Annotated in this window: 17 protein-coding genes; 10 read left to right on the top strand and 7 right to left on the bottom strand. The window is 57.3% G+C overall.

The genetic code is table 11. The features are described from left to right. Positions 1-5: 5 nt before the first annotated feature. From cpaB to WFP06_RS03450, 6 genes are all read left to right on the top strand, one after another. Entirely contained in the window at positions 6-1,025 is a 1,020-nt protein-coding gene (cpaB, locus tag WFP06_RS03475) for a Flp pilus assembly protein CpaB (RefSeq protein WP_336985853.1), read from the top strand. 1 nt (position 1,026) lies between these two features. Then, on the top strand, positions 1,027-2,718 hold the full coding sequence (locus WFP06_RS03470) for a type II and III secretion system protein family protein (RefSeq protein ID WP_419716212.1): 1,692 nt from the start codon (positions 1,027-1,029) through the stop codon (positions 2,716-2,718). Between the two features lie 17 nt (positions 2,719-2,735). Continuing rightward, entirely contained in the window at positions 2,736-3,380 is a 645-nt protein-coding gene (locus tag WFP06_RS03465) for a CpaD family pilus assembly protein (protein WP_336985852.1), read from the top strand. A gap of 3 nt (positions 3,381-3,383) precedes the next feature. Next, positions 3,384-4,658, top strand: coding sequence for a pilus assembly protein CpaE (locus WFP06_RS03460; protein ID WP_336985851.1), 1,275 nt, complete (start codon positions 3,384-3,386; stop codon positions 4,656-4,658). Positions 4,659-4,746: 88 nt separating this feature from the next. Then, positions 4,747-5,718, top strand: coding sequence for a type II secretion system F family protein (locus WFP06_RS03455; RefSeq protein ID WP_336985850.1), 972 nt, complete (start codon positions 4,747-4,749; stop codon positions 5,716-5,718). A gap of 19 nt (positions 5,719-5,737) precedes the next feature. Continuing rightward, positions 5,738-6,745, top strand: coding sequence for a type II secretion system F family protein (locus WFP06_RS03450; protein ID WP_336985849.1), 1,008 nt, complete (start codon positions 5,738-5,740; stop codon positions 6,743-6,745). A gap of 45 nt (positions 6,746-6,790) precedes the next feature. On the opposite strand, the gene WFP06_RS03445 is transcribed toward WFP06_RS03450, so the two are convergent. The 6 genes from WFP06_RS03445 to WFP06_RS03420 form a co-directional block, all read right to left on the bottom strand. Continuing rightward, positions 6,791-7,252 (bottom strand): MarR family winged helix-turn-helix transcriptional regulator, encoded by a 462-nt coding sequence (locus tag WFP06_RS03445; protein ID WP_336985848.1) that lies wholly within the window; start codon positions 7,250-7,252, stop codon positions 6,791-6,793. Between the two features lie 62 nt (positions 7,253-7,314). Further along, positions 7,315-8,190 carry a phosphorylase family protein gene (locus WFP06_RS03440; RefSeq protein WP_336985847.1) on the bottom strand — a complete coding sequence of 292 codons (876 nt, stop codon included), beginning with the start codon at positions 8,188-8,190 and terminating at the stop codon, positions 7,315-7,317. Beyond that, positions 8,187-8,813, bottom strand: a complete 627-nt coding sequence (locus WFP06_RS03435) for a TetR family transcriptional regulator (RefSeq protein ID WP_336985846.1) — start codon at positions 8,811-8,813, stop codon at positions 8,187-8,189. Before WFP06_RS03435 ends, WFP06_RS03440 begins: the two co-directional genes overlap by 4 nt. A 12-nt stretch (positions 8,814-8,825) precedes the next feature. Further along, positions 8,826-9,698, bottom strand: a complete 873-nt coding sequence (locus WFP06_RS03430) for a crotonase/enoyl-CoA hydratase family protein (protein WP_336985845.1) — start codon at positions 9,696-9,698, stop codon at positions 8,826-8,828. Between the two features lie 27 nt (positions 9,699-9,725). Next, entirely contained in the window at positions 9,726-10,508 is a 783-nt protein-coding gene (locus WFP06_RS03425; RefSeq protein WP_336985844.1) for an SDR family NAD(P)-dependent oxidoreductase, read from the bottom strand. Between the two features lie 30 nt (positions 10,509-10,538). Continuing rightward, positions 10,539-11,711 (bottom strand): acetyl-CoA C-acetyltransferase, encoded by a 1,173-nt coding sequence (locus tag WFP06_RS03420; RefSeq protein ID WP_336985843.1) that lies wholly within the window; start codon positions 11,709-11,711, stop codon positions 10,539-10,541. Between the two features lie 396 nt (positions 11,712-12,107). On the opposite strand from WFP06_RS03420, the gene WFP06_RS03415 reads away from it, so the two are divergent. Beyond that, positions 12,108-15,269, top strand: a complete 3,162-nt coding sequence (locus WFP06_RS03415; protein ID WP_336985842.1) for a TonB-dependent receptor — start codon at positions 12,108-12,110, stop codon at positions 15,267-15,269. Positions 15,270-15,549: 280 nt separating this feature from the next. Here WFP06_RS03415 and clpB read toward each other — a convergent pair whose 3' ends face one another. Beyond that, complete coding sequence (gene clpB / locus WFP06_RS03410; protein WP_336985841.1) at positions 15,550-18,138, bottom strand: ATP-dependent chaperone ClpB; 2,589 nt, start codon at positions 18,136-18,138, stop codon at positions 15,550-15,552. Positions 18,139-18,386: 248 nt separating this feature from the next. Between clpB and WFP06_RS03405 the strand changes: the two genes are divergently transcribed. Genes WFP06_RS03405 through WFP06_RS03395 form a run of 3 tightly spaced genes read left to right on the top strand, consistent with a single transcriptional unit; the run spans position 18,387 to position 23,812 of the window. Next, positions 18,387-20,543, top strand: a complete 2,157-nt coding sequence (locus WFP06_RS03405) for a penicillin acylase family protein (protein WP_336985840.1) — start codon at positions 18,387-18,389, stop codon at positions 20,541-20,543. Positions 20,544-20,590: 47 nt separating this feature from the next. Next, on the top strand, positions 20,591-23,464 hold the full coding sequence (locus tag WFP06_RS03400; RefSeq protein WP_336985839.1) for a M16 family metallopeptidase: 2,874 nt from the start codon (positions 20,591-20,593) through the stop codon (positions 23,462-23,464). Positions 23,465-23,506: 42 nt separating this feature from the next. Continuing rightward, positions 23,507-23,812, top strand: a complete 306-nt coding sequence (locus WFP06_RS03395; RefSeq protein ID WP_336985838.1) for a hypothetical protein — start codon at positions 23,507-23,509, stop codon at positions 23,810-23,812. The last annotated feature ends 71 nt before the right edge of the window (positions 23,813-23,883 follow it).

Here is a 23,883-nt window from a genome sequence, read left to right as displayed (position 1 = left end):
CGGCCATGGACAGGAAAAAGCTGGTATTACTGCTGGGGGCGCTGATCATTGCGATCGGTACGGCCATGGCCGCCCGGAGTATGTTCGCAGGAGCATCCGCTCCGCAAGTGGAGGCGGCAGCGACACCGCAGGGGCCCAAAGTCCTTGTAGCGCAGCGTGCCCTGCCAATCGGCACAATCATCACCGCTGACTCGATCAGCTTCCAGCAATGGCCGGAAGAAATGGTCCAGGATGCCTATTTCGTCGATGGTGAAGCCGATATGTCCAAACTGATGGGCACAGTCGTTCGTCATCAGATTACTGCCGGCGAGCCGATCACGCACGGCTCGCTTGTTCGCCCCGGCGACCGGGGATTTCTGGCCGCGGCACTCGGCCCGGGCATGCGCGCCGTCACTGTCCCGGTATCTGCCAAGACCGGCGTTGCCGGCTTTGTCTTCCCGGGTGACCGGATCGATCTCGTCCTGACCCAGACGGTCAAGGGTGAAGGCGACAAATCGCTCAAGGCGTCGGAAACCGTGCTGCGCAATTTGCGCGTCCTGGCAACCGACCAATCCACCGAACAGGAAGTCGTCAACGGCAAAACCGTGGTCCGCGCCTTCCGCACGGTTACGCTGGAAGCAACGCCGCGCATCGCTGAAAAAATCGCCGTAGCCCAGACAATCGGTACACTCAGTCTGTCGCTTCGTTCGCTCGCTGACAGCCAGGTTGAACTGGAACGTGCAATCGCCGCTGGCGAGGTAAACGTTCCGGAAGGTGCCACCAAGGAAGAGGAAGAAGCCATTCTGCAGGCCGCGATGTCGCGCCCGAATGATGCGCGTTCGACTTATGTAACAGGCGGTGATGTGTCGCGTTTCCAGCGCAGCACTATCCCTGCGAACAAACAACCCGAGGCGCAGGTGGTCACCGCCATGCCCGCTGCAATCGGTGCACCGGCAACTGTCAGTGCACCGCCTGTCAGCCGCGGACCGATGGTCCGTGTGACCCGCGGCAAACAGACCACCGAAGTCAGCGTGGGAAGGAACTGAGATGACCATCTTCGCCCAAGTTACCGGCAAGATTGCCAGCAAGACCCAGAGGGGCAAGTCAATGAAACGCCTGTTTGCAACCACGCTGCTCGCCAGCATCGCGATAGCGCCGCTCGCCGGTCTTCCAACCGATGCAGCCAACGCGCAGTCAATTCGCAGCCCTAATCAGGATCTCGTCCTGTCGATCGGTCGCGGTCAACTTGTCACTGTGCCTGGTTCGATGGCCGACATTTTCGTCGCCAACGAAGCGGTTGCCGATGTTCAGGTGAAATCACAGCGGCAGTTGTACGTTTTCGGCAAGGCCGGCGGTGAAACAACTGTCTATGCCAGCAATGCTGCTGGCGATATTATCTGGTCAGCCAACATTCGTGTGGGATCAAACCTCGACAGCGTGGATCAAATGCTCGCCCTGGCCATGCCCGGCGCACAAGTATCGGTTTCCACCATGGGAACAAACACTGTTTTGCTGACCGGAACGGTTTCTGCACCTGAGGACGCAGCTGAGGCCGAACGACTGGTGTCCGCATTCGTGGGCGGCGACGCAAACGTAATCAGCCGCCTGAAAACAGCCACGCCTTTGCAGGTCAACCTGCAAGTCCGCTTTGCCGAGGTCAGCCGTTCGCTGGTTCGCGAAATTGGTTCCAACCTTGCCACGCGCGATCAAAGCGGCGGCTTCACTTTCGGCGTCCAGACCGGCCGCGATTTCGTGAATATCAGCGATATCGATACCGGCAATCTGCCCCAACTAGATGCGTCGGCCCAGCTTGGCCTGCCTCCCGGGTCGGTCAGCCTTCCGTTCGATCCGGTTACCGGAAAGTTCGTCGTTGGCGGCGCGCAATACGACTTTACCCGCAACGCCGCCCAGACAGCACTGAGTGCTGCGGGCAAGCTGTTCGGCATGGATGTGGCCAGCGCTTTCGATCTTGCTGAACGGGTTGGTCTGGTCACCACGCTTTCACAACCTAACCTGACCGCTCTTTCGGGCGAAACTGCCGACTTCCTTGCCGGCGGCGAATTCCCGATCCCGATCAGTCAGGGGCTTGGCACAACGGCAATCGAATACCGGAAATACGGTGTCAGCCTGGCTTACACGCCGACAGTTCTGGCCAATGGCCGGATTTCGATCCGCGTGCGTCCAGAAGTATCCGAGCTTTCGAGCCAGGGTGCTGTGACGCTCAACGGGTTCCAGATCCCCGCCCTGACGATCCGCCGCGCCGAAACGACGGTAGAACTTGGCTCGGGTCAAAGTTTCATGATTGCCGGCCTGATGTCCAACAATGCGCAGAACACCATCGACAAGGCCCCGGGCCTTGGTGATGTGCCGATCCTTGGCAATCTGTTCCGCTCGACCTCGTTCCGCAAGGGCGAAACCGAGCTGGTAATTGTGGTTACGCCTTATCTGGTCAAACCGGTCAATGCCAACGACATCAAATTGCCGACCGATGGATACCAGTCACCCAACGAGGCAGAACGTCTGTTCGGCTTCAAGGAAAATGACGGCATCACTGGCGGCGACCGGCCCAAACCAACGGCTGCGCCCGCAGATGCGCCGCCGCCGTCGGTTAGCCGGATCGATCCCGCTGCCATGCTTCCCGCACAAGGAAGCAAAAGCGATCGCCGCGCTGCCGCCAAGGACGGCAAAAAAGATCGCACGGCTTCGGCCAAATCAGCCACGCCCGGCTTCAGCTTTTAATGGGAAAGGTGACCACGATGATCGCTATTAAACGTAAAGCCGCGACCGCGTTCGCAATTTCTCTGGGCCTGGCCCTGGGTGCCTGCGCGCAGTCGCCGACCGAACGGGGTATCGAAAGCGTCAACCAGCCGGTTGTCACGCGGACAAATTACACCCTTGATCTGCAGTCGGGAGCAGGCGGGCTTTCGGTGACCGAACAGCGCCGGCTTGCCGGCTGGTTCGAAGCCATGGACCTTGGCTACGGTGACCGGATTGCAATCGATGACCCCATGGCCAGCAGCGCAACGCGCGAAGTTGTCCAGGCAATCGCGTCGCGCCATGGTTTGCTGATCAGCGAAGGCGCCCCGGTGACGCAGGGCTTTGTCGATCCGGGCTACTCCCGCGTCGTTGTTACCCGGTCGAGCGCGTCTGTACCTAATTGCCCTAACTGGGATGCCAAATCCGACCTGAACTACGGCAATGCGACCTATCCCGGATATGGCTGCGCCATCAATGGCAACATGGCCGCAATGGTCGCCGATCCCGAGCACCTTCTCAAGGGTGCAGAGGGTACCGGAGAAACAGTCATAATGACTTCGACCAAAGCAATCGACACCTATCGCCAGCAGGCACCGACCGGTCAGGGCGGCCTGAAACAAACCAGCTCCAGCGAGGGAAGCTAAGCCATGAATGCTCCTTGGAAACCCGGTTCGACCGGAAACCGCGATCCGTTCGCAGCCTATATTTGTGATGAAGCAGCACTGGACGTTTTGCGCCCGGTCGCCATCGAAATGGGCTGGCAGCCGGAAAAATGCAACAAAGGCGGCCTGCGCAACGCCGTGCAATCCTTGTCAGTCAGCGCGAGCCCGAATATTCTGATGGTTGATCTGTCCGAAAGCGGCGATCCGTTGAACGACATCAACGCGCTGGCAGAAGTCTGCGAACCCGGAACGGTGGTTATTGCCGTCGGCCAGGTGAATGACGTACGCCTGTACCGCGATCTGTTGTCGAGCGGCATTCACGATTATCTGCTCAAACCGCTCGCGGCCGGTCAGATTCGTGACGCTTTGACGCAGGCGCAGGCAGTATTTGCCGCTCCTAAGTCGAGCGATCAATCGACTGTCAAGAAACACATATCGACAGCAGTCGTGGGAACCCGCGGAGGCGTGGGTGCATCCACGCTCGCCACTTCGCTGGCATGGCTGTTCAGCACTGACCACGCGATGCCGACCGCATTGCTGGATCTCGACGTCCACTTCGGAACGGGCGCATTGTCGCTTGATCTGGAGCCGGGCCGGGGCCTGACCGATGCAATCGACAACCCAAGCCGGATTGACGGCCTGTTTATCGAACGTGCGATGATCCGTGCGAATGACAATCTGGCCATTCTGTCGGCAGAGGCGCCCATCAATGCACCACTAATGACCGATGGTTCCGCATTTCTCCAACTTGAGGAGGAATTTCGCCAGGCATTCGAAATGACCGTTATCGATATGCCGCGCAATATGCTGATCAATTTCCCGCATCTGCTCAACGATGTGAATGTCGTGATACTGGCCACGGAAATGACGCTGGCTTCTGCCCGTGACACGATCCGCATTCTTGCATGGCTCAGGACAAATGCTCCGCATGCAAAACCGGTGATCGTTGCGAACAAGGTTCAATCCGGCAGCACCGAAATCAGCAAGTCCGATTTCGAGGCTTCGATCGAGCGCAAGATCGACTTCACCGTCCCTTATGACGTCAAGGCTGCATCCAATGCTGCAAAGCTGGGTCAGACATTCGCCGATGCCAACCGGTCATCCAAGGCCGGTGGTGAAATCAAGAAAATTGCCCAAGCTGTCATCGGTGTTTCGGTCGAAGATGACGAGGGCAACCAGCCACAGAAGAAGTCGCTGCTTGGCAGCTTCGATCTGAAGTCGCTGCTTGCGAAGAAGGAAAAGGCACCTGCTGACGCCTGATGAACTTGGCAGGGTGCCGGCATGATGGCCGGCACCCTGCCCATTCATCCCAGCGTTCAGCCAGGCCAGAAAGAGCGAGACCCAAGGCATGACGATTTTACAGCTATTGCTGATCGCAGGCGGACTGATGGCCATCATGGTCCTTGGTTACACTGCGTTCGCGGGTCCATCTGCCGGCAAGGAAGGCCAGCGCAGGCTGCAGCAGATGCGCTATCGCCATTCCGAAAGCACGGATACGAAGGTTGAATCGCAGCTGAAGAAAGCCATCGCATCGCGCAAACCCAAAATGCGTGCGGTTGCCGGGTCGGGATCGCGCGCCGAAGCGCTTGCCATACGGCTGGACCGTACAGGAAAAGGCTGGACGCTGACACAGTATCTCTACGCTTCGCTTGGCATAATGCTGGCCTTCACCATCATTATGTACATGCGTTCTGGCGCGGCATTGCTGTCCCTCGGCGTTGGCGCCGTATTTGGCGCCGGTATTCCCCACTTTGTCGTCAACATGGCAATGAATCGGCGGACAAACAAATTCAACGCGAAATTTCCCGATGCCATCGAACTGCTCGTGCGCGGACTCCGCTCCGGCCTTCCCGTGACCGAGACGCTCGGAATTGTTTCGACCGAAATCGACGGGCCGGTTGGCGAAGAATTCAAAGGCATCGTCCAGCGTATCAAAATCGGTCGGACCATGGACGAATCGCTTCAGGAAACGGCGGACAGGCTTGGGATTCCCGAATTCAACTTCTTCGTAATCACGCTGGCCATACAACGCGAGACGGGCGGCAACCTGGCTGAGACGTTGTCCAACCTGGCGGATGTGTTGCGGAAACGGTCGCAAATGAAGCTGAAGATCCGCGCCATGAGTTCGGAATCGAAGGCATCTGCCTACATCGTCGGTTCGCTTCCATTCATTGTTTTTGGCATGATCTGGTGGATCAACCCCGAATATGTCGGCGGCTTCTTTGAAGATGATCGCCTGATTGTCACGGGCTTGGGCGGGATGGTGTGGATGTCGCTCGGCGCATTCATCATGGCCAAAATGGTCAGTTTCGAAATTTAAGCGAGGACAGGCACTTATCATGATTAATCAACCGCCCGGCCCCACGCTGCTCGGATTCGACGTCGTCTTTATCGGCACAATTCTGGTTGGCATCGCCGCGCTTGCAGTACTCGCTGCCATTTACGCTGCGATCACGGTTCGCGACCCTATGGCAAGCCGCGTGAAAGCTCTGAACGAGCGGCGCGACGAGCTGAAGGCAGGTATTGTGACATCCAGCGCGAAAAAACGTGCCAGTCTGGTTCGCAAAACGCGCACGACCGACAAGGTGAAGGACACGCTGTCAGGCCTCAAAGTTCTGCAACAGAGCCAGATCGACCTGATCCAGCAAAAGGTCGCATGGGCCGGCTATCGCAACAGGGAACTGGCCGTGCTGGTCATTTTTGCGCGGCTGGTTCTGCCAATTGTCCTCGGACTTCTGGGCTTTCTGGTATTCTATGTTTCTGACTTCTTCCCCGAATGGGGCAATTTCAAACGGTTCATGGGCTTCGCCGTCATGGTCGGACTGGGTTACAAGGGCCCGGAAATCTACCTTAAAAACAAGGCAACCAAACGAACCAATGAAATTCGCAAAGGTTTGCCTGACGCACTCGACCTGCTCGTCATCTGCGCAGAGGCCGGTCTGACCGTTGATGCCGCATTCAACCGCGTGGCAAAGGAACTGGGCCGGGCATATCCCGAACTGGGCGACGAATTTGCGCTAACCGCGATTGAATTGTCATTTCTGACAGAGCGCAAGATCGCCTTTTCCAACCTTGCGTACCGCGTCAATCTCGACGCTGTAAAAGGTGTGGTGACAACCATGATCCAGACAGAGCGGTATGGTACGCCGCTGGCATCTGCGTTGCGCGTATTATCGGCCGAATTCCGTAACGAACGGATGATGCGCGCCGAAGAAAAGGCCGCACGCCTTCCGGCCATTATGACCATTCCATTGATCCTGTTTATCCTGCCGGTGCTCTTTATCGTGATCCTGGGTCCCGCGGCCTGTTCGATCAGCGATGCTTTCGCGGCCAAACCGGGCCAGTAAAAAAGCGAACGCAGGTTCCGCCTGAAACAAGGTGGGCGAGTTCTGTCAGCTGTTGCTGGTGAATTCGCCCGCCTGTTTTTTTATGCGCGCCAGAAGCGCTTTGAACTGCGTCTGTTCAGTATCGCTGAGCGCAGAGAAAAGCCGGCTTTCCATGTCCAGTGCCAGCGGCATGATTTCGCTGTGCATCGCGCGGCCTTCCCCGGTCAGTTCGAGGTGATGCGAACGACCGTCGTTTTCATTTGGAATGCGGCTGGCCAGCGATTGGTCTTCCAACGATTTGCAAGCGCGGTTAACGGCGACCTTGTCCATCAGGGTCAGGTCGGTCAATTCGCGCTGCGTCGCGCTGTCTTTATCGCCCAACACGGCCATGATCCGCCATTCGGTGATCTTCAGGCCAAAGCGGGAGAAATATTCCGCTGCTATACGGTTGCTGACCGCGTTCGAAGTTACCGAAAGCAAATAGGGCAGGAAATCATCCAGACGGGTCTGGTTGTCAGGTTTTGACATTGGCATTGGCATTGGCAATCCCTAACTTGCCGACCGGGCTTGGCAAGCATCTTTGCACACCTTCAGGATTGAGAAAGCGCGCGTCCGGCCACCGCATCAAGCCGCGCAACCAGTTCCGGATCACGCAAATCCCGGGCGGTTGCTATGGCCCCGTCCAATGTAGTGTCAATCGGCGATGCCTCGCGCGTTTCGGGCAAACTTTCCGCCAGTTTGACCAGCATGGCCCGCGCCAGATCGGCGCTCGACCGCATTACCCTGAACACTTCCTCCATCGAGGCGCCCGGTTCGTTATAGCGCCAGCAGTCGTAATCGGTGATCATCCCCAGCAGGGCATAGGGAAGTTCAGCCTCGCGCGCCAAACGCGCTTCAGGCATCCCCGTCATCCCGATAACATGGCCGCCAAATTCGCGGTACAGCTGGCTTTCTGCACGGGTTGAAAATTGTGGGCCTTCGATCGCCACGTAACATCCCCCCGCGTGAACCTGTGCACCGGCCTTCGCCGCAGCAGCCGACACCAGTGCAGTCAGCCGTTCGCAAGTCGGATCAGCCATGGAGACATGAGCAACAACCCCATCACCGAAAAAACTGGCCGGGCGGCTTTTGGTCTGGTCGATAAACTGAGTAACCGCAGCGAAATGGCCTGGTTCCAGCGCTTCGATCAGCGAACCGATTGCCGACACCGCGAGCACATCCGTGACACCGCAGCGTTTCAGCACATCGATATTGGCGCGGTAATTTATTTGTGCAGGGCCGGTTACGTGCCCTTCCCCGTGCCGCGGCAGGAAGGTGAACCGCACACCGTTGAGGCTGCCGGTTGTGACCCGGCCGGATGGCTTGCCGAACGACGATTCGACGTCGATCTGCTGCATATCGTCCAACTGGCCCACATCATACAGGCCAGACCCGCCAATTACTCCGATATGCCAACCATCCGTCATTGATCTGCCTTTAATCCAGCCATCACAAATTCCGTCACATGTTCACGATAACGATCACGCAATTTTTCTGTGAGCGTATCGCGCCCGAAACAGTGTTTCAAAACCAGCCTCGCGCTAAAAAACCTGTCGGCCGCGCCGGTAACCGTAAAGTAAAAAAGCTGCGGATCGACTTCGCGAAAAACGCCTGCTTCCAGCCCTTCCTTGATGAGCTGTTCGTAAGCCCTGTTAAGGGGAACAAGATAATTTTCCGCGATCCTTTCGGCTTCGTTATGGTCGCTTTCGCGCACCAGCCGCATCAACAGCCGGTTGAGATACGGCGTTGCGTAATACGTATCGACAACTGCGCCAATATGCCGCCTGAGCCGTTGCTCGGGGTCCATATCCTTGCGCATCAATGCGCCAACCGACTGGATGATTGCTTCCATATCGCGGTCGAGCAGTGCGGTCATGAGCCCGGCCTTGTTGCCGAAGTAATACTTTACCAGCGCGGAGTTCAGGCCCGATCGCAACGAAAGTTCGGATAGCGAAATATCGACCGTGTCGCCGTCGCGCATAATCTTTGATGCGGTGTCGAGCAGCGCCTCGCGGGCACCGGGCGGTGCATCTGGTGCAGCTTTGCTCATTGAAACTTCGCTTTACTCAAAATCGGGCTCGTCCCACCAGGGATAGAAATCGGGCATATCCTGACTGACCTTGCCGGGGAACTGCGGTGTGCGCTTTTCAAGAAAACTCTGCACACCTTCCTTCGCATCGGCACCGCGCGACAGCCGATAGATCGACCGGCTGTCTATCCGGTGCGCTTTCATGGGATGATCCGCGGGCGAGAGCCGCCATAGCATCGCGCGCGTCATCGCCACCGAAACCGCTGACGTGTTTTCGGAAATTTCATGCGCCAGAGCCATGGCTGCATCCATCAACTCGCTCTGAGGATGCACCGAGCGTACCAACCCGCCGTCAAACGCCTCCTGCGCGTCGAAAATCCGCCCCGTCATGCACCATTCCAGCGCCTGCGAAATACCGACGATCTTTGGCAGGAACCAGCTGGAGCAAGCCTCTGGCACTATCCCTCGTCTGGCAAACACGAAGCCGTATCGCGCATTGTCCGATGCCAACCGCATATCCATTGCCAGCTGCATGGTTGCGCCAACCCCCACCGCCACGCCGTTACAGGCTGAAATCAACGGCTTTGGGGACTGGAACAAGCGCAACGTCAATCTGCCGCCGCCGTCCCTGACGACGTCGTCGGACAGGTCATCCACTTCTACCGTGCTGGCAAACGGACGGTCCCCGGTTTCCGGCGTAAGGTCAGCCCCCGCACAAAATGCCCGGTCGCCCGAACCGGTGAATATGATCGCCCGAACATTATCGTCCGCGTCGGCTTCATCCATCGCCCGGATCATCTCACCCATCATGTAACGGGTATACGCGTTCATCTTCTCAGGCCGGTCGAGCGTGATGGTCGCGACCTTGCCGGTCACTTCATATTTGATCTGCTCGAATGCCGCCATCACGCTCTCCTGTCCCTGATTTTTTACCTAGCGCGGCGCCATCCGGATCGCGCCATCAAGCCGCACATCCTCGCCGTTGAAATAATCGTTCTGGATCATGGTCATGGCAAGATGGGCGTATTCGTCTGGATTGCCGAGACGTTTCGGGAACGGAACCGACGCAGCAAGCGCCTCTTTGACCTGCGGCGGCGCTGCATTCATCAGCGGGGTATTGAAGATGCCTGGAAGGATCGTGTTGACCCGGATGCCTTCGCTCATCAAATCGCGGGCAATCGGAAGAGTCATACCGACGATGCCGCCTTTCGATGCCGAATAGGCCGCTTGTCCCATCTGGCCGTCTTCTGCCGCGACCGACGCTGTGTTGACGATAGCGCCACGCAAACCGTCTTCACCGGCATCCAAAGTCAACATCCCGGCCGCTGACTTGGCGATGCACCGGAAAGTGCCGACCAGATTGATCTGGATGATGAAATTGAACGCATCGAGCGGGAAGTGCTTGATCGAGCCATCGGTCTTGGACCGGCTGGCGGTTTTCATCGCGTTACCCACGCCCGCACAATTCACCAGGACGCTTTCCTGACCATGCGCCTCGCGCGCCTTTGCAAAACCGGCATCGACGCTGGCGTCTTCGGTCACGTTCACTTCGCAGAATATTCCGCCGATGTCTTTGGCGACCGCTTCACCCTTTTCTTCCTGGAGGTCGAAAATCGCGACCTTTACGCCGTAAGCTGCAAGCGCGCGGGCAGTGGCTTCGCCAAGGCCGGAGGCCCCGCCGGTGACAACAGCGGATACTGAACTGTCGAGTTTCATAACTATTTCCTTGTTTGAATGCTGTTTAAATCAGAGCGCCTCGATGATGGTGACGTTGGCAACGCCGCCGCCCTCACACATCGTTTGTAGGCCATATTTCTTTCCGCGCGCGTGAAGCGCGTAGATTAGCGTGGACATCAGTTTGGTGCCTGATGCGCCAAGTGGATGGCCCAGAGCAATCGCTCCGCCGTTCACGTTGAGTTTATCCGGATCAGCACCTGTGTGCTTGAGCCAGGCCAATGGCACAGGTGCAAACGCCTCGTTCACTTCGTACAGGTCGATGTCTTCGATCGACAAGCCTGCGCGCTTCAGAGCGCGGTTCGTGGCAAACAACGGTTCTTCCAGCATGATTACCGGATCGCCTGCTGTAACCGTCAGATTATGGATGCGGGCCAGAGGGGTAAGGTTTTGTTCTTTTAAAACCGCTTCCGACACAATCAGGGCAGCGCTGGAACCATCGCAGATCTGACTGGCGCTGGCGGCCGTAATCGTACCCTGCTCGCTGAGCAGCTTTACGCTGGAGATACTTTCCAGCGTGGCGTCGAAACGAATACCTTCATCGACCAGATGCAGTTCATCGCCATCGGCAGTTTCAATGCGGATCGGGACAATTTCCTTGTCGAACGCCCCCGCTTTGGTCGCGGCAATGGCTTTTTCATGGCTACCCAGCGCAAAGCGGTCCAGATCGTCCTTGGTAAAGCCATGCTTACCGACAATCATCTCTGCGCCCATAAATTGCGACCACATGATCCCGGGATATTTCTGTTCCAGGCCGGGCGATTTATAATTCCCCATGCCTTCCTTCATATGGAAGGTGGCGCTGGTTCCCATCGGGACGCGCGACATGCTCTCGATTCCCGCTGCGATTACCGCGTCCTGCGTCCCCGACATAATCGCCTGCGCGGCGAACTGGATCGCCTGCTGGGATGATCCGCATTGGCGGTCGATGGTAACTGCAGGTGTCGACTGCGGCAGATGCCTCGAAGCCAGCACGGCGTTGCGCCCTACCTGCATCGATTGTTCGCCAGCCTGCGTGACGCAGCCCATGATCACATCGTCGATTTTGCCCGGGTCTATGCCCGTCCGTTCCACAACAGCATCAAGCGTCGCGGCCGCGAGATCGACCGGATGCACACCCGAAAGCCTTCCGCCGCGGCGGCCCCCTGCTGTCCTGACTGAATCGACAATATAGGCATGAACCATAAAAATGTTCTCCGAACGCAAGATCGAATTTAACCGTGCGATTAAAGTCGGGCTGGTTCCGGGTCAAGGAATCTCCTGTAAATTTGCCGTCGAAGACTGCCTTCCAATTTGCCGCAAAGTTCTGTGAAATGGAAAACGCTGCTGAAATCAGCCGTTTTTACACACCATCCGGTCATCGATGAAACCGGAATGAGGGCGCCGCAATTTGTTGTTACCAAATTGTCACACAGACAATCCGAATCTGTCTGGCGCGGTCAAATCCTTTGCATCGTGAACTGCCATCGCTAATCGGGTGCTATTCCCCGTCCGTCCGTAAAGGTGGCCGGTGCCTTTGGGCAAGCGGGGCATGCGCGGGTCGGTTCGCCGATCCGAATTCTTTGGAAAAAAGGGACTGCAATGAATAGCAACAACTTCCGCAAGCAAATGCTTGGAGCTGGTAGTGCGCTTCGTGTGTTGGCCATGGTCGGAGCCGGCGTCGCCGCTTCAACCGTAGCGATCACACCTGCCGCTGCGCAGGACTACACATCGGGCGCCATCACCGGCACCGTAACCGACGCCAGCGGCGCTGCCGTTTCCGGCGCAACCGTAACCGTCGTATCGCAATCGCAGGGCTTTACCCGCACCGCGACAACCGGCGCGAACGGCAACTTCCGTTTCAGCTCGCTGCCGACCGGCGACTACAATGTTGAAATCGCCAATGGCGGCGAAGTCGGCTACCGCGCTGAAGGCGTTACCGTCCTGGCCGGTTCGACCAACTCGCTCAACATCGAACTCGCTTCGGTCGGCGCAGATGTCATCGTTGTTACCGGCGCGCAAATCGCCAATGACTTCGAAGGCAGCACGCAGGGCCTGACCGTCGATCTGGAAGATCTGGTTAAAACCGTTCCAATCAGCCGCGACCTTACATCGGTCGTTCTGCTTGCTCCTGGTACAACCCAGGGCGACTCGGCTTTCGGTAATCTTGCTTCGATCGGCGGTTCGTCGGTTGCCGAGAACGCTTACTACGTAAACGGCCTCAACCTGACCAACTTCGATAACTACCTCGGTTCGGCACGTGTGCCGTTTGAATTTCTTCGCAGTGTCGAGGCGAAAACTGGCGGATATCCGGCTGAATTCGGTCGCGCAACCGGCGGTGTCGTTAACTCGGTTACCAAAGCCGGTACGAACGACTGGGGCGGCGCCGTTCACCTGAACTGGCAACCTGATTTCCTTCAGTCATACGGCGAAGACCAAATCCGTAACGGCCTTGGCGGCCCGATCACGAACCGTGCAGCCGAAGAATCAGACAGCTACTCGGCTATCGTCGAGCTTGGCGGACCAATCATTCGCGACCGTCTGTTCGTTTACGGTCTCGTCGAGTTCCGCGAAGACAAGTTCACGACAGTTAACCGTGCAAACAACACGGTCACCCAATCGATTGGCGACGATCCATTCTGGGGTGTGAAGGTTGACGCGTATCCGCTCGACAATCACCACTTCGAATTCACGATCTTCGACACCGAACGTCAGAGCAACATCTCCGAAGCTTCCTACACCGAAACACCAACCGGCGTTCAGATCGGCACCTTCACGCCGCTTCGCGACGCAAACTTCGGCGGCATAAGCTACGTTGGCAAGTACACCGGTACCTTGACCGACTTCCTGACTGTTTCGGCAGCTTACGGTAAGATGAAAGATCGCTTCGACACGACTATCCTCGGTTCGAACCTTCCACTTGCACGCAACTTTTCGGGTCGTACAATTGGCGGCGTTTCGGATGGTGGTAACTACGGTCCTCAGCGCTCCAGCAGCCTGACCTTCCCGTACGAGACGGAGCGTGAGTTCTTCCGTGCTGATGCCGATCTGTATTTCACGGCATTTGGCGAACACCACATTCGTTTCGGTTATGACCAGGAAATCAACACCTTGTCTCGTACCACGATCCGTAATGGTGGCGACTTCCTTCTCGGAAACGGCCAGATCACGCAAGCTGCGTATGACTTCGGAACCGGCGGCGCCGGTTATGAATTCATTATCTTCCCGGGTAACACTGCAGCTGGCCCCGGCACCGTGGTCGATCTGATCTACTTCAACAGCGGTGGTTCATTCGAATCAAAGAACAAAGCGTTCTACATTCAGGACGAATGGAATGTTACAGACCGTCTGACGCTGAACCTTGGCGTTCGTCGTGATGACTTCGGCGTGGACAAGGCTGACGGTTCGCCGTTCCTGCGTCTCGACGAAAACTATGCACCGCGTGTCGGCATTGAATACAAGTTGTTCGATGATCAGTCCGCTCGCATCTACGGCTTCTTCGGTCAGTACTTCCTGCCCGTTGCCAGTAATACCGCCTTCCGCGGCGCTGGTGCAGAAGTCTTCTTCCGTGAGCGTTATACCTTCGACGGTTTCGATGCGAATGGCCTGCCGGCGACAACCGGTGCGCAGATCACAGCGGCACAAGATAGTCGTTATGGACTTGCCTGCCCGTTCGCTCTCTCGCCTCGCGGTGCCGGTGGTAACACCTGCCGTGTGACGGGTGACGGCACGGTTCCTGGTTCGGAGCAGTTCTTCGCTTCCGATCTGAAGGCTACCAAGCAGTCTGAATACATCATCGGCTACGAGCAGAATCTCGGCGACTGGACAGTGGGTCTTTCCTACATCCACCGCGTTCTTGACCGGACAGCAGAAGATGCCTCGATCGACTTTGCAGCAGGCAACTACTGTGTCGCTCAGGGCTTCAGCCGCGCAGATTGCGATAACATCTGGAATGGCTTCCATCAGTACGTAACGTTCAACGTTGGCGGCCCGATGACTGTTGCACTTCTTGGTGGCGGCCGTGCAGGTAACCCTGCCGACGCACTCGACGGTCAGGTTGTTTCGTTCACTGCTGAAGACCTTGGTTTGCCAGAAGTTACCCGGACCTATGACGCTGTTGAATTCACGTTCGACCGCAAGTGGGATGGTAACTGGCGCCTTGGTGGTTCGTACACATGGTCCGAATCCAAGGGTAACACCGAAGGTTACGTCCAGTCAGACTTCGGTCAGGCAGATGCCGGTATCACGCAGGATTTCGACGTTATCGGATTTACCGATTTTGCCGATGGTCTGCTGCCAAACCACCGTCGTCACCGGATGAAACTGTTTGGTGCTGTTGCACTGGGCGACAAGCTAACGCTTGGTGGTAACGCATCTGTTTCCTCACCACGTCCACTCAGCTGCTTCGGTTTCCACCCAACCGACATCACCGGTAACCTTTACGGTGCGGCATCGCGTTATTGTGGCCTTCAGCCATTCCAGCGCGGCACCGGCTTCCGGACCGATTGGGAAACGCGGTTTGACGTATCCGCACGTTACAACATCGAAACTGGCACAGGCCAGACGATCACGTTCCGGGCCGATGTCTTCAATCTGTTCAATTCGCAGGCAATCTCGCAGCGTATTGAAACTGGTGATCTCGACATCACCGGTCAGAACGCGGCCGGCGAACCAACAAGTGTCAATCCTGATCCAGACTACGGTCTTCCTTCAGGCTTCCAGGCACCACGTTCGGTACGCTTGGGCATCGACGTCAGCTTCTAATCCTCGATTAGAACTGGTACAAAAATCGGGAGGCGACCTTCGGGCCGCCTCCCTTTTTTGTGTCCTTCGTAAACGTGGGTCGGTTTCCGTCCCGCCAATTGGCGTTAGAAAATTTACAGATCGCTATCCCGGACAGCCGCGGGCGGAGCGAGCGCAAATTCCCGTCCGGCTCCCTGTCAACCAGTGGTAGGTGTTGATGGATTGCCGTCGGCATCAGCAGCGACATGATTTCGCCAATTTGCCGATCCTGTCGAAACGCTTTATCCAGCTTAGCGCATCATTAGTTCTTGGTGCTGACCTCAAATTTCAAGGCGCCGTCACCTTCATCGATCGCCACGCTTGATCCGTCAGGGACTTCTCCGGCAAGCAATTTTTCAGCAAGGGGATCCTGTACGTAGCGTTGTACTGCGCGCTTGAGCGGCCTCGCCCCATAAACCGGGTCGTAGCCAACCCTGCCCAACCATCGCTTTGCAGCATCGGTCAGGTCGAGTTTGATCTTCCGATCCTTGAGCAATTTCTGGACGCGTGTGACCTGTATCTCGACAATCGGTGCCATATGTTCCTGCGCCAGCCGGTGGAACAGGATGATCTCATCCAGCCGGTTAAGGAATTCAGGACGGAAATGTCCGCGGACAACATCCATGACCTGCGGTTCGACATCAGCAACCTTCTGCCCATCCTCAAGCTGGCTCAGAAATTGACTGCCAAGATTTGACGTCAGGATGATCAGCGTGTTCGCAAAATCGACCACTCTGCCCTGCCCGTCGGTCAGACGTCCATCGTCGAGAACCTGCAATAAGACGTTGAAGACGTCGCTGTGCGCTTTCTCCACCTCGTCAAACAGGACAACCTGATAGGGACGGCGGCGTACGGCTTCGGTCAGCACTCCACCTTCGTCATAGCCAACATAGCCCGGAGGCGCACCGATCAGGCGTGCGACGGCATGCTTTTCCATGAATTCGCTCATGTCGATACGCACCATTGCGCTATCATCGTCGAACAGAAATTCGGCGAGCGCCTTGGTCAGCTCCGTCTTGCCGACACCGGTGGGGCCCAGGAACAGGAAACTGCCAAGCGGACGGTTGGGGTCCTGCAAACCGGCTCGCGCGCGCCTGACAGCCTTCGAAACCGCGTTCACAGCTTCTGCCTGACCGATGACCCGTTTGCCGATTACCTGCTCCATCTTAAGCAGTTTCTCGCGTTCGCCAGCCAACATCCGGTCAACCGGCACGCCGGTCCAGCGGCTGACAACGCCGGCGATATCGTCTTCGGTCACTTCTTCGCGCAACAAAGCGTTTTCATTATGACCTTCTGCTTCGACAAGTTTTTTCTCGAGCGCGGGGATCGTTCCGTAAGAAAGTTCCCCGGCTTTCGCGAGGTCGCCCGCGCGCTCCGCCTGCTCAAGTTCCAACCGGGCATGGTCGAGCTGTTCCTTGATCTTGCTTTCGGCGGCGATCTTGTCGCGCTCGCCCTGCCAACGCGTAGTCAGCGCAGAAGATTGCTCCTCTAGATTGGCGAGTTCTTCCCGCAGCGTTTTCAATCGGTCTCTCGATGCCTGATCGGTCTCCTTTGCCAATGCGGACTCTTCGATCTTGAGCTGGATGATCCGGCGATCAAGGCCCTCGATCTCCTCGGGCTTCGATTCCACCTCCATCCGAATTCGGCTGGCAGCCTCGTCCATCAGGTCAATCGCCTTATCGGGTAGAAAGCGGTTGGCGATGTAACGATTGGACAGCGTCGCGGCCGATACAATTGCACCGTCGGTAATCCGTACGCCGTGATGCAACTCGTATTTCTCTTTCAGGCCGCGCAGAATCGAAATTGTATCTTCAACCGTCGGTTCTTCGATTAGTACCGGTTGGAAACGCCGCTGCAGCGCGGGGTCTTTTTCAACATATTTCTGATATTCGTCGAGCGTGGTGGCACCGATCGTATGCAACTCGCCGCGCGACAATGCGGGCTTGAGCAAATTGCTCGCATCCATCGAACCCTCTGATGCGCCCGCGCCGATGAGCGTGTGCATTTCGTCAATGAACAGGATAATCTGGCCATCGCTGCCTTTGACTTCATCAAGCACCGCCTTGAGCCGTTCCTCGAATTCACCGCGGTATTTTGCACCTGCTATCAATGACCCCATGTCGAGCGACATGAGAGTACGGCCCTTCAGGCTGTCAGGCACATCGCCGTTTGCAATGCGCAAGGCCAAGCCTTCGGCGATGGCGGTCTTGCCCACGCCCGGTTCACCGATCAGCGCGGGATTATTTTTCGTGCGCCGGGCAAGAATCTGAATTGTCCGGCGAATTTCCTCGTCCCTGCCAATGACCGGGTCGAGTTTGCCCTCTCGCGCGGCCTCGGTCAGGTCTCGCGCATATTTCTTCATCGCATCATAGGCATTTTCGGCACTGGCACTGTCGGCGGTACGGCCATTGCGAAGTTCGTTGATCGCGGCGTTAAGTGCCTTGGGATCAACACCGGCAGATTTCAGCGCCTGCCCTGCAGCAGTCGTAGTCGCGAGTGCCAACGCAACCAATAAACGTTCTACGGTGACAAAGCTGTCGCCCGCTTTTTCGGCAATTTGTTCTGCCTGATCAAGCACCCGGACCGCATCATTGTCGAGCCCCGGTGTGGCTTGCGCACCCCCGCCTGTCACCGATGCGATCTTGGCCAGCGCGGTATCCGCGCCACTCTCGGCCTGTTTTGGATCACCGCCTGCGCGCGCCACCAGTCCGGCCGCCATACCTTCTTCATCCTCGAGCAGCGCCTTCAACAGATGTTCGGGCCCGATCCGCTGATGTGAATTGCGGATTGCAACTGTCTGCGCCGACTGGAGGAATCCTTTCGCGCGATCAGTAAATTTTTCGAGATTCATGGGGTTTCCCTCAAGCTGTTACCCGATCCAGATAGTGTTGCGCGTCTGCAACACAAGTGCCTGCCAGCTTGGCACATCCCCGGGTGTGTTACCAACATATAGGGGTCGGGTTCGCCAAACCATAGTACCGCGGGCATAAAATCGCCGAAGACACTTCGAACCCCTTCAAATTGCGAACAAACTGTGTAGAAAAGTTGCCTTGTGCAACCCGATCCGCAGAATGCTGGACGGGCTCGGGAGAATTGTCGATGGGCGTGTTGAAGATTATCGGGCTAGGATTCCTGGGCCTGATTGCCGCGGTCTTGATCGCCTTGATGGTATGGGAACCTTTCACCGCCACCGCAGCAAACGCCCAGCCAGCGCCTGCACTAGCCTACAAGGCGGAAATTTTGCGGGATCAATTCGGTGTGCCGCATATCTCGGGCCAGCGTGACGTCGATGTTGCTTACGGTCTGGCCCGCGCTCATGCCGAAGATGATTTCGATACGCTGCAGGAAGTCGTGTCGATGACCCGCGGGCGGTACGGAGTCATCGCGGGCCAGGATGGCGCCGCTATCGATTTCGCGCTGGTTCTGCTGGGGTCGCGCGAGACAGCCCGCCGCGAATACCCCAAATTGCCAGCCGACACGCGCGCCGTGTTGGAAGCCTATGCTGCCGGGCTGAATGATTATGCCGAAGCTAATCCTGGAGAGCTTACCCTAGCTAGCCTGTTTCCCGTTAATGGCGAGGATATCGCCACCGGCTTTGTCCTGCGCCAACCGTTCTTTTTTGGTCTTAACAACACCTTGGGCCCGTTGGTCGAGGGTACAGAGCGTAATCCGGAATTTGGCCCGAAACTTGATCTGTCGCCCGAAAAACCCGCTCCGCTTGCGATGGGTGATGACGGGGCGATGTCGGGCTCGAACGCTTTCGCAATCGCGCCCGAACGGTCGGGCGATGGAGTGACCCGGCTGGTATCCAACAGTCACCAGCCATGGCGCGGCGGCGTGGCGTGGTACGAAGCAACCGTCGAGAGCGGCGAAGGTTGGCATTTTACCGGCGCGACTTTCCCTGGCAGCCCGTATATTTTCCTTGGCCATAATGCCAATCTGGGCTGGACCAACACCGTCAACCGTCCCGACATGGTCGATGTTTACGAGTTGACCGTGAATGCTGACGGCACCCGTTACCAGATGGACGGCAAGTGGAAGCCATTGGAGAAAAAACGTTTCTGGCTGAAGGTTCGATTCGGTCCGCTGGTCGTACCGGTGCCCCGCACAGTGTATCGCAGCGAACATGGGCCGGTTATCAAAAACGATAATGGCTATTTCGCATTTCGCTATGGCGGAATGGAATCGCTTGGCCAACTGGATGCCTATTACCGGATCGGCAAAACGCAAAATCTGGAAGAATGGCTGGAAGTAATGGAACGCCAGGAAATCCCGTCGACCAATTTCATTTATGCCGACAAGGATGGCAACATTGCCTATGTTTACAATGCGTCGATACCGGACCGGCCCAAAGGCTACGACTGGCGCGGCGTGCTCAAAGGCAATATTTCGGCCAATATCTGGCAAGGTCTCGCGCCATTCGAAAAGAAGCCGAAATACATCAACCCGTCGTCCGGCTTTCTGTACAATGCCAATAATATGCCGTTTTACGCGGCGGGTGAAAGCGACTTGTCGCCCGATAGCGTGGAGCCTGAGCTGGGCGTTGAACTGACGATGACCAACCGCGCATGGCGCGCGCACAAGCTGATGTCGGCAACAAATCCGATCGGCCGCGAAGAACTGGAACGGATCAAATATGATACCGGTTACGAACGGATTGATTATATCGCTGATCTATTCGCTGGTATTGCCGCGCTTGATGTTGATGACGATCCCGAGCTGAAGCTGGCCCAGCAGTTATTGGGGTCTTGGGATTACTCTGCTGACGGAATCGGACGCGGCGATGCGCTGGCACTGCTTACTATCCGCGAAATGATGGGTACGCGCTATTCCAACCAGCCCGATCCCGACATGCGCGAACTGCTGCAAAATTCTGTCGATCATCTGATGGATAACTTTGGCCGGCTTGACATTCCGCAAGGTGAAATTCTGCGTCTGCAACAGGGTGATGTCGATTTGCCGCTGGATGGTGGTAGCGATACTCTGCGCGCGTCAACGCTCTGGGATATACAGGAGGACGGGCGGCTGGCTGTCCGGCACGGCGACAGTTTCATCCAGTTTGTCGAATGGACACCGGGAAAGCCGGTAAGCTCGGAATCGATTCAGCCATATGGCCAGGCCATTACCAGACCGGGTAGCAGGCATTACTCTGACCAGGCGGCGCTTTTCGCGCAGCACAAATTGAAACCTGTCCATTTTACGCGTGCTGATGCGCTAAAAAATGCAGTTCGACGATACACGGTGTCAAGCAACTGAATTCTGCTACAATCAAACCTGCCAAACGCCAATTTACGGGGAAATCGATGCGCCGACTGATTGCTACATCCGCTTTGTCGCTAATGCTCGCTGCGTGTTCGGTCAGCCAGGTCGAACCCGTGTCATCGGCGGTGGGCGAACCCGTCACCGCCACGGCACAGCCTGCACCGCTAACCGATCTGATAAGCGAAGTGGACATCCCCTACGAAACCTTCACGCTTGATAACGGCCTGACGACAATCGTGCATACCGACCGTAAATCCCCGATCGTGGGCGTTACGGTTTATTACCGCGTCGGTGCGAAGCACGAACCGCGCGGCAAGACGGGATTTGCCCATTTGTTCGAACATCTGATGTTCGGGGGCAGCGAGAATGTGCCGAATTTCGACAAGCCGCTGGAAGCTGCGGGTTCGACCAGCACCAACGGCAGTACCAGCGCCGACCGGACGAATTATGTCGAGACGGTGCCTACCGGCGCGCTTGATCTGGCCTTGTTCATGGAAAGTGACCGGATGGGTCATTTGCTGGGTGCGGTTACGCAGGAAAAGCTCGATAAGCAGCGCGGCGTTGTGCAGAACGAGAAACGCCAGGGCGATAATCAGCCTTATGGTCTTACATTTTACGCGTTGCAGGATGGGTTATTCCCGGTCGGGCATCCCTATCGGCACTCGACAATCGGCTCGATGGCAGATCTCGATGCAGCAAGTATCCCCGATGTCCGCAATTGGTTTCGCGACAATTACGCCCCGAACAATGTTGTTCTGGCACTTGCGGGCGATATCGATGCGGCAACCGCACGCCCCATGGTTGAACGCTGGTTCGGGGCAATCCCGCGCGGCCCGAAAGTGGAGCAGCAACCCGCTCCGCCGGTGACACTTGCTGCGCCTGTCAGCCGCGAAATGACCGATCAGGTGCCGGTTACGCGGATTTTCCGCGCCTGGACGGGCCCTGAAATGACTCACGCCGATGCAGTGCCGCTCGCGGCTGGTATGAGCGTTCTGGGCGGCCTTGCTTCGTCCCGGCTGGACAATGTCCTTGTCCGCGACGAGCAATTGGCAGTCGCGGTCAGTGCAGCGACCTTTCAGGAAGAGCAAAACTCCATCTTGTTTGCGCAAATGGACATCAAACCGGGCGTCGACCGCGCGCAGGCCGAAGCGCGGCTGGATGCGCTTATAGCCCAAATGCTTGCCGAGGGGCCGACACAGGACGAGGTCCGCCGCGCAGCGACGCAGGCTGTTTCCAATCAAATTGGCCAGCTTGAACGGGTTGGCGGGTTTGGCGGCAAAGGTATGCAGCTGGCCGAAGGGCTGCTCTACACTGGCAGCGCCGACCAGTATAAGACAGATTTGCAGCGCTATGCCGCTGTTACTCCTGCGGGTGTCCAGGCCGCCATGCAACGCTGGCTCTCGCGTCCGGCATTCAGCCTTGCGATTGTGCCAGGCGAACGAACCGAAAACGGGGATGTGATGGGCGGCTGGGGCGACGAGGCCGCAATGGCACCACCGGCCCCCGATACCAAAGCCCCAGCACCTGAATTGGCGACCGGACCAAAGCGTGATTTCCCGCCCGTGGCTGATGTGGCCGATCTGGAATTTCCCGCAATCGAGCGGGCCACGTTGTCGAATGGCATTGAGGTCGCGCTGGCGCGGCGGACAGCAGTTCCCACGGTTCTCGTGAATTTGCAGTTCGATGCCGGGATCGCGGCGGATGCTCTGGACACACCCGGTACGCAGGCATTCATGTTGGCATTATTGGAAGAAGGCACCACCACGCGCGGTGCAATCCAGATTGCCGAAGAGCAGGAAAGACTTGGGGCGTCTGTAACGACTGGTGCTTCGCTCGATAGCACAAGCATCCAGCTATCCGCACTGTCAGCCAATCTGGCGCCGTCTCTGGCATTAATGGCTGACATTACGCGCAATCCGCGCTTTGCAGCCGAAGATGTTGAACGGGTCAAAGGTCAACGCCTAGCGCGGCTGAGCCAAGTGCTTGCATCACCGCAGGCGCTTGCCACTCGCTCGCTGGCGCCGATCTTGTTCGGTGAAGGCACGCCCTATGGTCAGCCGGCCGATGGCCTCGGCAATCAGGCGGCATTGTCGGCCATGACGCCAGAAAACCTTGCCGCAACACACCGGAAGTGGCTGCGGCCCAGCACCGCGCGTCTTACAGTTGTGGGCGATGCCGCGATGGATGATCTGCTGCCACTGCTCGAACAGGCGTTTGGCAAATGGGCTGATAACCGGATGGCGGTGCCCGTTAAACCGCTCGATGCCGCAATTCCCGCACCCGAACCGCGGATTGTGGTGCTTGATCGTCCCAATTCACCACAATCGGTTATTGTCGCGGGACGGGTCTTGCCGCTGACAGGCGGCGCGGCCGGTTACGAAGCGCTGGAATTGGCCAACGAAGTGCTTGGCGGCGGCTTCCTGTCGCGGCTCAACTCCAATCTGCGTGAAGAAAAAGGTTGGAGTTACGGCGTATATAGCGGGATCACCGCACCTGCCGGTCGGCGCAGCTTTACGTTGGCCGCGCCCGTCCAGTCGGACAGAACGGGAGACGCCATCAAACTGTTGCAGGAAGAAATGACCGCGTTCCCGGCCTCCCGCCCGGTCGGTCAGGAAGAGCTCCAGCGCGTGACTGATGGCAATATCCGCGGTCTGCCAAACCGGTTCGAAACAAATGCACAGGTTTTACGCGCTATCATCGACAACTGGAATCTGGGGCGGCCGGATAATTATTATACCACACTGGCGGCAGTATATCGGGGCCTCGACGCTACGGCGCTCAACACCAATGCGACCCGGTTCCTACGTCCAGACCAGTTGACGTATGTCATTGTCGGCGACCGATCGGTCATCGAACCGCAACTTTCCGGGATCAACCTCCCGGTCGAATACGTTAGTTCAGGTGACAGCGAATAGCTGGCGGCTTAGAAGGGCCGCGAATTTGCAAAGGAGAAAGAAATGTCCGTAGCAGGAACTTATGATTGCGTAACCAAAAGCCCGATGGGCGACCAGAAGAGCACCGTCACCATCGTACCCAGCGATGACGGCACGACTTTCACCGGCACCAATCAGGGCGCCATGGGCTCCATGGAACTGGAAGATGGCAAGATTGACGGCAACAAGCTGACTTGGACCATGAACATGACGGTGCCGATGCCAATGAAACTCGAAGGCGAAGCCACCGTTGATGGCGACGCGCTGACGGGCGAAGTAAATGCTGGTGCTTTCGGCAAGATGGCAATGACCGGACACCGCGCGAGCTAAGCATTAAAATCGAAACAGTATGGGGCGCTGGGAGCGATTCCGGCGCCCCTTTTTTGTGAGAAAATAATTCG

It is taken from the genome of Altererythrobacter aquiaggeris (assembly GCF_037154015.1).
GTDB classification, from domain to species: Bacteria; Pseudomonadota; Alphaproteobacteria; order Sphingomonadales; family Sphingomonadaceae; genus Aestuarierythrobacter; species Aestuarierythrobacter aquiaggeris.
Note: the sequence above shows the minus strand (reverse complement) of the source record. Positions and strands in the feature narration are given on the sequence as shown.